Here is a 14101-nt window from a genome sequence, read left to right as displayed (position 1 = left end):
TCCCGTCGGACCGCTCGGGGAGTCCTTCCTCAGACCACGCGACGGCCGGCCTGCACGATGTGCCGACGTGCGTCCGCCTCCCACAGTGCGGCAGGCTCCGCGATCGGGTTCGCGGACAGCACGACCGCATCGCCGTACGCCCCGGCGTCCAGATGGCCGAGCCGTCGATCGCCGATCAGCGCGGCATTCGTCTCGGTCAGCGAGCGCAGGGTCTCGGTGGCGCCGCTCGCCTCGACCTGCAGGCGCACGCCGCAGAGCTGATCGTCCTCGAGGTCGCCCATGAGATCGCTGCCGAAGCCGACCTGCACGCCCGCGGCAAGTGCGAGCTGCACGGCCTCCTGTCCCTTCGAGAGCACCTCGGCGTTCTTGGCCAGTGAGATCTCGTTCAAGCCGAGCTGCGCGCCACGGCGGTCCATGGCGTCGTAGGCGGCGAGCGTCGGAACCAGGATCGCGTCGAGTTCGGCCATCCGTCGTGCGGTCGCCGAATCGATGAGATTGCCGTGTTCGATCGAGCGAACGCCGTTCTCGATGGAATGCACCACGGCTTCGGACGAGTAGGCGTGAGCGGCGACGTAGGTGCCGCGGCGTCCGGCCTCCTCGACGACCGCGCGCAGCTCCTCGGGGGAGTACTGCGGAATCCGGATGGGATCGGTGAGGGAGAACACCCCGCCCGAGGTCATCACCTTGATGGCATGGGCGCCGGTGCGCAGGCGGCGGCGTACCGCCAGGCGCAGCTCGTCGACCCCGTCGACCACCTCGCACATGTGGCCCTCGCTGAAGCAGATGTCGACGTGTGCGGAGCGAGGATCGCCGTGCCCGCCGGTCTGGCTGAGCGCGGGCCCCGTGAAGTGATAGCGCGGCGACCGGAAGAGGCCGGTCTCGACGGCGCGGGCCAGGCCGATGTCGCCCCCGGCCACATCCCGAACGGTGGTGAACCCGCGCCGCAGGGCGCCGCCGAGGCGACGGGCGCCGTTGATCGCGGCGTAGCTCAGCGGCCCGCGCTCGTTCTCGAACCCGTCCATGCTCGTGGCGTAGGCGTGGAAGTGCGCGTCGATCAGCCCGGGGACGATCCATCCGCCGGAGGCGTCGAGCACCTCGGCCGAGGCATCCGCTCGGTCGGCGACGATTCCGTCGACGACGCAGACATCACGGTCGACGAAGCCCCGCACCGATCCATCCCAGACATGGGCGCCGGTGATCCTCAGTGATCCCGATTCCATCTTCGTTCTCCTTCTCGACGGTTCAAGCGACTCTCGACTGTTGCACGACTGCCGCGCGGGTTTCCAGCGCCGTCAGCGCAGGCTGAAGCCCTCGGCGAGCGGGTCGGCGGGGTCGAGCTCGAACTCGCTCGTGCCGACGCGGTAGGCCTGGCCGGTGACCTCGGGCACGACGCCGTCGGCGGTGTGCTCGGCCACCCGCGCGAGGAAGCGCGTGCCGATGATCGAGTCGTGGGTGAGCACCTCGCCGTCGGCGAGCTCGCCCGTGTGCGCGAGCATCGCCACCCGCGACGCGGTGCCCGAGCCGCACGGGCTGCGGTCCACCTCGCCGTCGGCGAAGACGGTGACGTTGCGCTGCCACGGGCCGTCGGCGGTGCGGCCCAGGTCGTCGACGAGGATCGTGCCGTAGACGCCCGAGAGGCGGTCGTCGTCGAGCTGGGCGGCCGGGTGGTCGTTCAGCGCCCACTTGATCTCGCGGCCGAGGCGGATGAGCTCGGTAGTGTCGTCCGGCGTCACGGTGAGGCCGAGTGAAGCGGCCGGCAGGGTCGCGTAGACCGCGCCGCCGAAGACGAGGTCGACGACGACGTCGCCGCGGCTCGTCGAGAGCGGGATCCCGGTCGCGAGCACGCGCGACGACACGTTCCGGAATACGACCCCCGTCGTGACGCCGGCGCTGCGCTGCACGCGCGCCTGCACCCGGCCGCTCGGCACGTCGATCGTGACGATGGCCTCGCCGTCGTCGGGCGCGGCGACCCGGCCCGTGCGCACCGCCCAGGCGCCGAGCGCCATGGTGCCGTGCCCGCACGCGGTCGAGAAGCCGTCCTTGTGCCAGAACAGCACGCCGAAGTCGGCGCCGTCGTCATCGGGCGGGGTGATGAAGCCGCCGTACATGTCGTCATGCCCGCGCGGCTCGAGGCAGAGGAACCGGCGCACGGTTTCGGCCTCGCCGGTCATGGCCTCGACGCGGCGGGCGGCGACGGTGTCGCCCGTGGTCGGCACGTCGAGCACGATGCGGAACGGTTCGCCCGCGGTGTGCCAGTCTTCGGTCGTCCAGTGCATCATGCGTTCCGTTCGTTCGTGAGGGCGAGTTGTGCGACGGCGAGGTCCTGCCAGCCCATGCCGCAGGTCTTGATCACGACGGGCCGAACGGATGCCTCGGGGCCGTCGTCGCCGAACAGGCTCGCCATGGGGGTCAGCGCGTCGGGGGAGAGGCGCCCCTCGGCGATGGCGAGGATGACGTCGCCCGCCTCGGAGAGCGCCACCCGCTGCGACTCGACGATGACGCGGGCGCGACCGAGGAGCTCGCCCGGCAGTTCGCGGGCATCGGGTTCGTGCGAGCCGACGGCGACGATCGCGGCGTGGTCGCGCACGAGTGCGGCGTCGAAGAGCGGCTCGCGCGCGGTGGTGGCGCAGACGACGAGGTCGGCGTCCGCGACATCCGCTGCACTGCCGACGGCCGTGTCGAGACCGTTCGCGGCGACGAGGCTCGCGGCGTGCTCGGCCTTCGCCCGGTCGCGGCCGAGGAATCGCACCCGTTCGATCGGGCGGATGGCCCGCATGGCCTCGACGTGCCGCACGCCCTGGGGGCCGGTGCCGAAGACGACGAGCGACGAGGCATCCGGAGCGGCGACGACATCGGCGACGGCGGCCGACACGGCCGGAGTGCGCAGGCTCGTGAGCTCCGTGCCGTCGAGCAGGGCGACCGGCGCGAGGGTCTCCGCGTCGAGCACGATGTAGATCGCCTGGATGCGCTCGAGGCCGCGTGCCGGGTTCGCGGGGGCCACGGTCGCGAGCTTCTGGCCGGTGTAGGCGCCGAGGTCCGACGGCATGAGCAGGAGCTGGCCGTGCCGCACGTCGACGATCGTCCGCGCGGCGTCGGCGTCGGGGTCGAACCCGTCGCGGAGGGCCTGCTGCAGGGCGTCGATGGCCTGGCGCATGGTGATGCGCTCGGCGATGGCGGGGCCGTCGATGAGGCGGAGCGAGTCGAAGATGCCGGGCATGGACACATCGTACGGGTAATGCGTAATATGTCACATATCGCCGACGGCTCGAAGCTTCGACCCGACGAGCTGCCATCCGGATCCGGTCGCCACGAGCGCCGGACTCCCGAGCAGCGCTCGCTCGAGCACGGTGACCCGCTTGTCGTCCGACTTGCGGACAGCGAATGATTCAAAGGTGACTCATGGCTCGAACCACTCTTCGCGCGGCCGCAGTGCTCGCCGTTTCGACGGCGCTCATGCTGACCGCGTGCACGACCACGCCCGGCACCGACTCGGGTGACGGCGAACCGCAGACCGGCGGCACCCTCAAGGTGCTCGCGAACGGCGACGTCGACCACCTCGACCCGCAGCTCGTCGCCTACGTGCCGACCTACAGCGTGATGCGCTCGGTGTCGCGCTCGCTGCTGAGCTATGCGGCGAGCGACGATGCCGCCGAGCGCATCGTGCTCCAGCCCGACCTCGTCGAGGAGGTGCCGACGCCGAGCGCCGACGGACTCACCTACACCGTGACGCTGCGCGACGGCGTCACCTGGGGCGCGCCCGACGGCGCCCGGCCCATCGTCGCGAGCGACGTCTCCCGCGGCATCGAGCGCCTCTGCAACCCGCACATCTCGGGCGCCCTCGCCGGATACTTCCAGGGCCTCATCGCCGGCATGGACGAGTTCTGCACCGGCTTCGACGCCGTCGCCCCCGAGGTCGGCCCCATCAAGGAGTACATCGAGGGCAACGAGATCTCCGGCATCCAGACGCCCGACGACCGTACGATCGAGTTCACCCTCGTCGAGCCCGCGAGCGACTTCCCGTTCATGCTCTCGCTCGACGCGGCCGACCCGGCGCCCATCGAGGCGCTCGACGCGCTGCCCGACTCGCCCGAGTACCGGCGCGGTTTCGTGTCATCCGGCCCTTACCAGGTGGCCGAGTACACGCCCGACGCGAAGCTCGTGCTCGAGCGCAACCCCGCGTGGGACCCCGAGAGCGACCCGCTCCGCGAGGCCTACGTCGACGGCATCGAGATGACGATGGGCGTCGAGGGCGACGCCGCGATGCAGCAGCTGCAGGCCGGGTCGGCCGACATGCTCTTCGACCTCACCCCGAGCCCCGCGAACATCCAGCAGCTCAAGGCGGCGAACGACGAGAAGTTCTCCACCATGGAGAACGGCGGCGTCGACCAGTTCATGTGGATGAACACGGCGTCGACGAACAACGGCGGCGCGCTCACCAAGCTCGAGGTGCGCCAGGCGCTGCAGTACGCGGTCGACAAGTCGGCCGTCGTGCAGACCATGGGCGGCGCCGACCTCGCGGGCGTCACGAACGGCATCTTCGGCCCCGGCATCCTCGGCTACCAGGAGTCCGACGAGTACGCGACCGAGGGCGGCAAGGGCGACCCCGAGAAGGCGAAGGAACTCCTCGCCGCGGCGGGCTACCCCGACGGCCTCACGCTGAAGATGCCGTACCGCAACGTCGGCACCCAGCCCGACATCGCCCAGACCGTGCAGGCGAGCCTCGAGCGCGCCGGCATCACGGTCGAGCTGACGCCGGTTCCGCCGACCGACTACTACGCGAACTTCATGACCAACCCCGACAACGCGAGCTCGGGCGCGTGGGACATCGCGCTCGTCGGGTGGTCGCCCGACTGGCAGGGCGGCGCCGCGCGCAGCGTCTTCCAGCCGCAGTTCGTCTTCGACGGCACGCCCCAGACGTACAACTACGTCGACTTCAACAGCGACGCCGCGAACGGGCTCGCCGCAGAGGCGCTCGCCGCGGCGACGCCCGAAGAGGCGGCAGACCTCTGGCACCAGGTCGACGAGGCCGTCATGGCCGACTCGCCGATCGTCAGCATCGCGTACCGACTGAAGCCGAACTACCACTCGGCCCGCGTCGGCGGCTTCGAGCCGTACGCCCAGAGCCAGAACGGCGACTGGACGAACGTCTGGCTCACGAAGTAGCCGTCTGCATCACCTGCAAATCACGTACCCGGCGGCCGGTCTCGGCCGGCCGCCGGGTCAGATCGAGGGACCCCCATGACCATCCTCCTCGACGTGCGCGACCTCGCCGTCGACATCCCCACCGAAGACGGCACCGTGCACGCGGTGCAGCACGTCTCGTTCTCCGTCCACGAGGGCGAGTTCTTCGGCGTCGTCGGCGAATCCGGCTCAGGCAAGTCCGTGATGGTGCAATCGATCATGGGCCTCGTGCCCGGCGCGCGCACCAGCGGTTCCGTGCTATTCCGCGACCGCGACCTGCTCTCGCTCGCGCCCGAGCTGCTGCGCTCGGTGCGCGGTCGGGAGATCAGCATGATCTTCCAGGACCCGCTCTCGAGCCTGCACCCCCAGTACACGGTGGGCTGGCAGATCGTCGAGCAGATCCAGGCGCACGAGAAGGTCAGCGCGAAGGCGGCGAGGGCGCGCGCGATCGATCTGCTCGACCGGGTGCGCATTCCGGATGCCGCGGCGCGCTTCGACGCCTACCCGCACCAGTTCTCGGGGGGCATGCGACAGCGCGTGATGATCGCGATGGGCCTCTCGCTCGGCCCGGCGCTCATCATCGCCGATGAGCCGACCACGGCGCTCGACTCGACCGTGCAGGCGCAGATCCTCGACCTGCTCGGCGAGATGCGCAGCGAGTTCGGCATGACGGTGCTCATGATCAGCCACGACCTCGGCGTGCTCTCGCGCGTCGCCGACCGGGTCATGGTCATGTACGGCGGCCGTCGCATGGAGCTGGGGGCGGCCGATGCGGTGCTCGGCGCCCCGGCGCATCCGTACACCGCGGGGCTCCTGCGGTCGTCGTCGTTCAACCGGGAGCCGGGCACGCCGCTCGTGCCCATCGGCGGGCGACCGCCGAGCCTGCTCGCCCCGCCCGAGGGCTGCGCCTTCCGCGACCGCTGCCCCGACGCGATGTCGATCTGCGGCACGAAGCCGCCCGTGCGCCGCTTCGACGACGGCACCGAGGTGGCCTGCTGGCTCGAGTCGACGCCGCTGGAGCCCGACCCGCCGGTGCTGCCGCCGCCGAGCCTCCTCGCGAGCCCCGACGATCCCATCGTGAAGGTCGACGGACTGCGCCTGACCTTTCCGCAGCGCCGCGGCGAACCGCGCGTCGTGCTCGACGACATCTCGCTCGAGGTGCGACGGGGCGAGACGCTCGGCCTCGTCGGCGAGAGCGGCTGCGGCAAGACGACCCTCGCCCGTGCGATCGCCGGGCTCGTCGCGCCGACCGCCGGCTCCGTGGACTTCGACGGCGCCCCGACGGCGAACCTCGACCGCGCCCAGTGGCGCGACCTCAGACGCCGCGTGCAACTCGTCTTCCAGGACCCGTTCGGCTCGCTGAACCCCCGTCGCCGCGTCGGTTCGATCATCGGCGACCCGTTCCGCATCCACCGGCTCGCGAAGGGTGCGGAACGACAGGCGAAGGTGCAGGAGCTCATGGAACTCGTCGGGCTGAACCCCGAGCACTACAACCGCTTCCCGTCGCAGTTCTCGGGCGGGCAGCGACAGCGCATCGGCATCGCCCGGGCGCTCGCGCTGAACCCCGAGCTCGTGATCCTCGATGAGCCGGTCTCGGCGCTCGACGTGTCGATCCAGGCGCAGGTGCTGAACCTCCTCGACGAGCTGCAGCGCCGACTGGGCCTCACCTACCTGTTCATCTCGCACGACCTCGCGGTCGTGCGCCACGTCTGCGATCGCATCGCGGTGATGGAGGGCGGGCGCATCGTCGAGCTCGGCACCGCCGACGAGGTATGGAACGACCCGCAGCAGCCGTTTACCCGGCGTCTGCTGGCCGCCGCGGCGCCCGAGATCCCGCGCTCGCCGCGTGAGCGCATCCTGCTCCCGCTGACGCCGGCCGGTGCCGACGCGCACCTCGCCGACCGCATCGCGGTGGAGGTCGCCTCGTGAGCCTCATGCCCAAGACCCCCGCGGCTGCGGCCCGCGCCTCGACCGAGGTGCAGGCGCGCGGCTCCGGCCGGCTCACGCTCACCCGGCTCCTCCGCGACCCGGCGAGCATCGCCTCGATGATCGCGATCCTCCTGATCGTCGCCTTCGCACTCTGCGCCCCGCTCATCGCGGCGTGGACCGGTCACGGCCCGACCGAGCAGTTCCGCGAGACCGGACTCACGCCCGAGGGCATCCCGGTGGGCCCGAACGCCGAGTTCCTGTTCGGCACCGACCAGCTCGGCCGCGACGTGCTCGTGCGCCTCGCCTACGGTGCGCAGGTGTCGCTCCTCGTGGGCGTGCTCGCCTCGATCGTGGCGTCGGTGATCGGCATCGCGATCGGCACGATCGCCGGGTTCTCGGGCGGGGTCGTCGACACGGTGCTCAGCCGCACGATGGACCTCGTCATGAGCGTGCCGTTCCTGCTCTGCGCGATCGCGCTCGTCTCGGTGCTCGGCCCGAGCCTCAGCCTGTCGATCGCCGTGATCGTGTTCTTCAGCTGGACCGGTCTCGCCCGCGTCATCCGCGGTCAGGTACTGGCGCTCCGTCACCGGGAGTTCGTCGAGGCGGCCCGTTCGCTCGGCGCCTCGCGCACCTCGATCATGTTCCGCGACATCCTGCCCAACCTGGTCGTGCCGATCATCGTCTACACGACGCTCATGATCCCGGCGGCGATCGTGTTCGAGGCGACGCTCTCGTTCCTCGGACTCGGCATCGTGCCGCCGACCCCCAGCTGGGGCAACATGCTGGCGGACGCCGCGAACGGCTCGCTCTACCTCGTGGCGTGGTGGATGGTCGTCGTGCCGGGCGGCGCCCTGCTCGCGCTGACCCTCGCGTTCAACCTGCTCGGCGACGGTCTCCGCGACGCCCTCGATCCCGCCGCCGTCTCGAAGGGCAAGCGCGCATGACCCGGTTCATCCTCTCCCGCATCGCCTTCGGCGTGCTCGTGCTGTTCCTCCTCAGCGTCTTCGTGTTCATGCTCTTCTACGTGTCGCCGTCGGACCCGGCCCGCATCATCGCGGGCGACAAGGCGACCGAGGAGCTCATGGCGCAGATCCGCGCGAACCTCGGGCTCGATCGTCCGATCGCCGAGCAGTACGTGACCTTCATCGGCAACCTGCTGCACGGCGACCTCGGCTACTCGTACCGCTCGAGCATGCCGGTCTCCGAACTGGTCGTCTCCCGCATCCCGGTCACGATGTCGCTCGTGTTCGGCGGCATGGTGTTCTGGCTCGCGATCGGCATCCCCATCGGCATCGTCTCGGCGAAGCATCCGGGTTCGGCGCGTGACCGGTTCGGGCAGGGGTTCGCGATCGTCGGCATCAGCTTCCCGACCTTCGTGCTCGGCATGCTCGCGCTGTACCTGCTCTACTTCGTGCCGACGAAGCTCGGGTTCATGCTCTTCCCGCCGAGCGGCTACGTGCCGTTCACCGAGAACCCGCTGCAGTGGGCCTGGCATCTGCTGCTGCCGTGGCTGACGCTCGCGCTCGTCGTGGCGGCCGTGTACGCGCGGCTCACGCGCGGCCAGATGCTCGAGGTGCTCGGCCAGGACTACATCCGCACCGCCCGCGCCAAGGGCGTCGATGAGCGCCGGGTCACCTATGTGCACGCGTTCCGCAGCGCGATGCCGCCGCTCGTCACCCAGCTCGGCATCGACATCGGGCTCATGCTCGGCGGCGTCATCGTGATCGAGCAGGTATTCGGCCTGCTCGGGGTCGGCAGCCTCGCGGTGACCGCGGTCGCCATGCAGGATAGACCCGTGGTGATCGCGATCGTACTGCTCGGCGGCGTCTTCGTCGTCGTCTCGAACCTCGTCGTCGACACGACGTACGCACTGCTCGACTCGCGGGTGCGGACGGCGGTCCGATGAGCGCCCGCTGGTACCCGATCGGGTCGGATGTCGCGGCCCGCGAGCTCTGGCTCGACGTGCCGCTCGACTGGGCCGACCCCGAGGGGCCGACCATCCGCGTGTTCGCGCGCGAGCTCGTCGACGCCGCCCGTCGCGACGAGGACCTCCCGGTGCTCGTCTACCTGCAGGGCGGACCGGGCGGCAAGTCGCCACGACCGCTCGGCCGCGACGGGTTCCTCGACGAGGCGCTCTCCCGGTTCCGGGTGGTGCTGCCCGATCAGCGGGGCACCGGCCGCTCGACCCCGCTCGAGGGTCGGCGGCTCGAGGGGCTCACCGCCGACGAATCGGCGCGGATCCTCGCGCTGCACCGTGCCGACTCGATCGTGCGCGACCTCGAGGCGCTCCGGCGCGCCCACTACGACGGCGAGCCGTGGTGGACCCTCGGTCAGAGCTACGGCGGCTTCCTGACCCTGCACTACCTCTCGGTCGCGCCCGAGGCGATCGTCGCCTCGGCGATCACCGGGGGCCTGCCGAGCCTCGACCCGTCGGCCGACGACGTCTACGCCCGCACCTTCCCCCGCGTGCGGGCGAAGAACCGCCGATTCGCCGAGCGGCTGCCGCACCTGGCCGAGCGCATCGGCCGGGTCGCCGACCTGCTCGACGCCGGCGATGTGCGCCTGCCCGACGGCGACCGGCTCACCGTGCACCGGTTGCAGACGCTCGGCTTCGACTTCGGCATGGCCCCGGGCTTCGATCGGGTGCACTGGGTGTTCGACGAGGCGTTCGCCGACGCCGAAGAGACCGTCATCGCCGAGACGTTCCTGTCGACCGTCGGCGCTCTCACCGCGTTCGATCGCAATCCGCTCTTCATCGCCCTGCAGGAGAGCATCTACGGCCCCGGCCCCACCGCCTGGGCGGCCGAACGCGCGCGAGCCGACAACCCCGACTTCGACGCCGACGCCCGGCCGTTGCTCTTCACCGGCGAGATGGTCTTCCCGTGGATGTTCGAGGAGGTCCGGGCGCTCCGCGGCTTCCGCGCGGGCGTCGAGCGGCTCGCCGAGACCGAACGCCCGATCGAACTGTACGACCGGGCGCGACTCGCGGCGAACGCCGTGCCCGTCGAGGCCGTCGTCTACGTCGACGACATGTACGTCGACGCCGCGTTCTCGCTCGACACCGTCGATCGGGTCGCCGGCCTCGAAGCCTGGACCACCAACGAGTTCGAGCACGACGGACTGCACACCGGAAAGGTCGCCGGGCGCCTGTTCGACGCCCTCGACCGGCGCGTCGCCGGCTCGGCCCACGCTCCGCGCGCGTGACCGCGCACCTGAAAGGACCCGGAATGACCGAACCGACCCACGCCCACACCCACACGCACCGGGGCGAGCCCGCCGGGGGAGCGGCCTCCTCGATGCCGGCTCCGGCCGAACGCGACCCGCGGATGCCGCGACTCGCGCAGTCGCCGGGGTTCAACGAGTCCATGCGGAGCGGCTGGGCCACGCCGGTGCGCACCCCGGTGATCCCGTCGGGTGCCGCGCTCGCCGCGCACCACCACCGCGCCCGGCTCGCCGAAGCCCTGCCGGGCCGCACCATCGCCGTCGCAGCGGGCCGTGCACCGGTGCGCGCCAACGACACGAGCTTCGAGTTCCGCGCCGACAGCGATTTCCTGTGGCTCCTCGGCTGCGGCATCGAGGACGCGGTGCTCGTGATCGACTCGGTCCCGGGCGGCCACGACGCCACGCTCTACCTGCCCGCGCCCTTCCGGCCCGGCGACGACGGCTTCCACAACGACCCGCTCCGGGGCGAGCTGTGGGTCGGGCCGATGCCCGGCCTCGCCGAGTACGCTGAGGCGCTCGACGTGCGCACGCGCCGCATCGAGGAGCTCGTGCTGAGCCGCGACACCCTCGTAGCCGGCGCGCCGACGTCGGTCGGGCCGGCGACCGCCGCGCTCGCCGCGAACCCGCGCTCGGCCGAGCTCAAGCGCGTGCTCGCAGAACTCCGCATGATCAAGGACGAGTGGGAGATCGCCGAGCTCGCGGCCGCCGTCGCCTCGACCGAGCAGGGCTTCGCCGCGATGGCGCGCGAGCTCTCCTCGGCCATCGAGTGGGGCGGCGAGCGGTGGCTCCAGGGCACCTTCGACCGCTACGCACGCACGGTCGGCAACGGCCCGGGCTACGCGTCGATCGTCGGCTCCGGCGCCCACGCGCCGATCCTGCACTGGGTGCGCGCCGACGGCGGCATCAGCCCCGAAGAGCTGCTGCTGCTCGACGTCGGCGTCGAGCGACGTTCGGGCTACACGGCCGACGTCACGCGCACCATCCCGGCGGGCGGCACGTTCACCTCGGCGCAGCGCGCCGTGCACGACCTCGTCGAGGCCTCGCACCGCGCCGGACTCGCGGCCGTCGGCCCCGGCCGCCCGTGGTCGGACTTCCACGTCGCGAGCATGGAGGTCATCGCGCGGGGCCTCCACGACTGGGGCATGCTGCCGGTCTCGGTCGACGAGGCGCTCACCCCCGACGGGCAGCAGCACCGCCGCTACCTCGTGTGCGGCGTGGGGCACCACCTCGGCATCGACGTGCACGACTGCGCGGGCTCGAGCTACGCCGCCTACCAGGGCGCCGTGATGCAGCCGGGCATGGCGCTGACGGTCGAGCCCGGGCTCTACTTCCACGCGTTCGACGAGACGGTGCCGCCCGAGCTCCGAGGCCTCGGCGTGCGCATCGAGGACGACCTCGTGGTGACGTCGACGGGCCACGACGTGCTCTCCGGCGGACTCCCGATCGACGCCGCCGGACTCGAGGCCTGGCTGGCGGCGGCGCGTTCGGGCGAACTGAACGCCTCGGCTCCGCAGGCAGTCTCCGGTCGCTGACTCCCGCGCGTCGTGCGTCCCGATGCTGGCCTCGGGACGCGCGGCACGGTCCGATTCTCGTTTCGGCGCGGAATCTGCAAGAATGATCAGTCGAGTTCTGTATCGCCCGACCCTCTATCAGGCGCGCAGAACCCCTTTGAGCTTCCGCCGAGTGTGCACCCCACGCTCACGGCTGTCAGTTCGCCAACTCACAACATTTCAGGAGAATTGTGGCTGTCAAGATTCGTCTCAAGCGTCTCGGCAAGATCCGTGCGCCGTACTACCGCATCGTCGTCGCCGACTCGCGCACCAAGCGCGACGGTCGCGTGATCGAGGAGATCGGCAAGTACCACCCCACCCAGAACCCGTCGTTCATCGAGGTCGACTCCGACCGCGCGCAGTACTGGCTCTCCGTCGGCGCGCAGCCGACCGAGCAGGTCGCGGCGATCCTCAAGCTCACGGGCGACTGGGGCAAGTTCAAGGGCGACAAGAACGCCGTCTCGACCGTTCAGGTCGCCGAGCCGAAGGCCGCCTTCGTCGCCGACGAGAAGAAGAAGCCGGTGCTGAAGCCCAAGGCCGAGAAGCCTGCGGCCAAGGTCGAAGAGGCTCCCGCCGAGACCGCGACGGACGAGGCGTAAAGCCTTGCTCCAGTCCGCGCTCGAACACCTCGTCAAGGGGATCGTCGATCGCCCTGACGAAGTGAAGGTCGTCTCCGCGTCGAGCGCACGTGGCGAGGTCCTCGAGGTTCATGTGAACCCCGAGGACCTCGGTCGCGTGATCGGCCGCGCCGGCCGCACCGCGAAGGCGCTCCGCACGCTCGTCACCGCTCTCGCCGACGGCCGCCGCGTTCGCGTCGACGTCGTCGACACCGACGACTGACGTGGCCGACACCTCAGGAACGCAGCTCCGGGTCGGGCGCCTGCTCAAGGCGCACGGCCTGAAGGGCGCCATCAAGATCGAGCTCTACACCGACGACCCCGACCGGCGTTTCGTGCCGGGTGCGGAGTTCTCGCTGCAGGTTCCCGGCGATTCGCCGTGGCACGGCAAGAGCCTGAAGCTCCGCGAGCTCCGCTGGTACAACGGGCACGCCGTCGGCTTCTTCGAGGGCATCGACGACCGCACCGAGGCGGAGGGCCTCGCGAAGGCGATCCTCTGGGTCTCCCACGTCGAGGAAGAGGCTCAGGAAGACGACGCCTGGTACGACCACCAGCTCATCGGCCTCGCGGTCATCCGCGACGGCGAGCGGGTGGGCGAGGTGTCGCACGTCGAGCACTTCCCCGCGCAAGACCTGCTGATCGTCAAGACCGGCAGCGGCGAGGTCATGGTGCCGTTCGTCGCGGCCATCGTGCCCGAGGTCGATCTCGCGGCAGGCACGGTCACCGTGACGCCGCCCCCGGGGCTCTTCGAAGAGGTGCCCGAGGTCGAGGCTGCGGCGCCGACTGCGCCGTCGGCCGACTCCGTCGAGACCGCCGAGACGGATGCCGCGGCGCCCGCCGAGGCCGATCGCGACGAGTAGTCCGCCGATGCGCGTCGACATCGTCACGATCTTCCCCGAGTTCTTCTCGGTGCTCGACCTGTCGCTGCTCGGCAAGGCTCGGCAGTCGGGCCTCATCGAGGTGACCGCGCACGACCTGCGCGACGCCACGCACGATCGGCATCGCACGGTCGACGACACTCCCTACGGCGGGGGCGCCGGCATGGTCATGAAGCCCGAGCCGTGGGGCGAGGCGATCGACGGCATCGTGGGCGACGGGGCATCCGATGCCCTGCTCATCGTGCCGTCGCCCGCCGGCGAGCCGTTCACGCAGCAGATCGCCCGCGAACTGGCTGCGGAGCAGCACCTCGTGTTCGCCTGCGGCCGCTACGAGGGCATCGACCAGCGCGTCGTCGACCACTACGCCACCCGCATGCGGGTGCGCCTCATCAGTCTCGGCGACTACGTGCTGAACGGCGGTGAGGTCGCCGTCATGGCGATGATCGAGGCTGCGGGCCGGCTCGTGCCCGGCGTCGTGGGCAATCCCGAGAGCCTCGTCGAGGAGTCGCACGAAGACGGACTGCTCGAGTACCCGAGCTACACCAAGCCGGCGTCCTGGCGCGGGTTCGACGTACCGCCCGTGCTGCTCTCGGGCAACCACGGCGCGATCGCCGCCTGGCGGCGCGAGCAGCAGATCGAGCGCACGCGCCGCGTTCGTCCCGAACTGCTCGGCGAGTAGCAGGGCGAGTACCCCTGCCGTGGCGTGAGCCGTTCTTCACGTGCC

At 70.9% G+C, this 14101-nt stretch carries 13 protein-coding genes; 10 read left to right on the top strand and 3 right to left on the bottom strand.

Going from position 1 to position 14101, the window contains the following annotated elements; all coding sequences use genetic code 11:
- Positions 1-29 precede the first annotated feature (29 nt).
- The 3 genes from BJY17_RS05490 to BJY17_RS05480 all read right to left on the bottom strand — a co-directional run bounded on the left by BJY17_RS05490 (position 30) and on the right by BJY17_RS05480 (position 3217).
- Positions 30-1220: a metal-dependent hydrolase family protein gene (locus tag BJY17_RS05490; RefSeq protein ID WP_179550465.1), complete on the bottom strand. Its 1191-nt coding sequence runs from the start codon at positions 1218-1220 to the stop codon at positions 30-32.
- A 72-nt stretch (positions 1221-1292) separates the two neighbouring features.
- Positions 1293-2279, bottom strand: coding sequence for a proline racemase family protein (locus BJY17_RS05485; RefSeq protein ID WP_218889853.1), 987 nt, complete (start codon positions 2277-2279; stop codon positions 1293-1295).
- Positions 2276-3217: an ornithine cyclodeaminase family protein gene (locus BJY17_RS05480; RefSeq protein WP_179550464.1), complete on the bottom strand. Its 942-nt coding sequence runs from the start codon at positions 3215-3217 to the stop codon at positions 2276-2278. Before BJY17_RS05480 ends, BJY17_RS05485 begins: the two co-directional genes overlap by 4 nt.
- Before the next feature lie 182 nt (positions 3218-3399).
- On the opposite strand from BJY17_RS05480, the gene BJY17_RS05475 reads away from it, so the two are divergent.
- From BJY17_RS05475 to trmD, 10 genes are all read left to right on the top strand, one after another.
- Positions 3400-5163, top strand: coding sequence for an ABC transporter substrate-binding protein (locus BJY17_RS05475; RefSeq protein WP_179550463.1), 1764 nt, complete (start codon positions 3400-3402; stop codon positions 5161-5163).
- Positions 5164-5238: 75 nt separating this feature from the next.
- A complete protein-coding gene (locus BJY17_RS05470) occupies positions 5239-7110 on the top strand; it encodes an ABC transporter ATP-binding protein (RefSeq protein WP_179550462.1) in 1872 nt (623 codons plus the stop codon).
- 5 nt (positions 7111-7115) lie between these two features.
- A complete protein-coding gene (locus tag BJY17_RS05465; RefSeq protein ID WP_179552730.1) occupies positions 7116-8054 on the top strand; it encodes an ABC transporter permease in 939 nt (312 codons plus the stop codon).
- A complete protein-coding gene (locus BJY17_RS05460) occupies positions 8051-9016 on the top strand; it encodes an ABC transporter permease (protein WP_179550461.1) in 966 nt (321 codons plus the stop codon). Before BJY17_RS05465 ends, BJY17_RS05460 begins: the two co-directional genes overlap by 4 nt.
- Positions 9013-10314, top strand: a complete 1302-nt coding sequence (locus BJY17_RS05455; protein ID WP_179550460.1) for an alpha/beta fold hydrolase — start codon at positions 9013-9015, stop codon at positions 10312-10314. Before BJY17_RS05460 ends, BJY17_RS05455 begins: the two co-directional genes overlap by 4 nt.
- A 23-nt stretch (positions 10315-10337) precedes the next feature.
- Positions 10338-11864, top strand: coding sequence for an aminopeptidase P family protein (locus tag BJY17_RS05450; protein ID WP_322789756.1), 1527 nt, complete (start codon positions 10338-10340; stop codon positions 11862-11864).
- A gap of 209 nt (positions 11865-12073) precedes the next feature.
- A complete protein-coding gene (gene rpsP / locus BJY17_RS05445; protein WP_056009615.1) occupies positions 12074-12481 on the top strand; it encodes a 30S ribosomal protein S16 in 408 nt (135 codons plus the stop codon).
- Between the two features lie 4 nt (positions 12482-12485).
- On the top strand, positions 12486-12722 hold the full coding sequence (locus tag BJY17_RS05440) for an RNA-binding protein (protein ID WP_179550459.1): 237 nt from the start codon (positions 12486-12488) through the stop codon (positions 12720-12722).
- 1 nt (position 12723) lies between these two features.
- Positions 12724-13359: a ribosome maturation factor RimM gene (gene rimM, locus BJY17_RS05435; RefSeq protein ID WP_179550458.1), complete on the top strand. Its 636-nt coding sequence runs from the start codon at positions 12724-12726 to the stop codon at positions 13357-13359.
- 7 nt (positions 13360-13366) lie between these two features.
- Positions 13367-14056: a tRNA (guanosine(37)-N1)-methyltransferase TrmD gene (trmD, locus tag BJY17_RS05430; protein ID WP_179550457.1), complete on the top strand. Its 690-nt coding sequence runs from the start codon at positions 13367-13369 to the stop codon at positions 14054-14056.
- Positions 14057-14101 lie beyond the last annotated feature (45 nt).

This window comes from Agromyces hippuratus, assembly GCF_013410355.1.
In the GTDB taxonomy this organism is placed as follows: domain Bacteria; phylum Actinomycetota; class Actinomycetes; order Actinomycetales; family Microbacteriaceae; genus Agromyces; species Agromyces hippuratus.
Note: the sequence above shows the minus strand (reverse complement) of the source record. Positions and strands in the feature narration are given on the sequence as shown.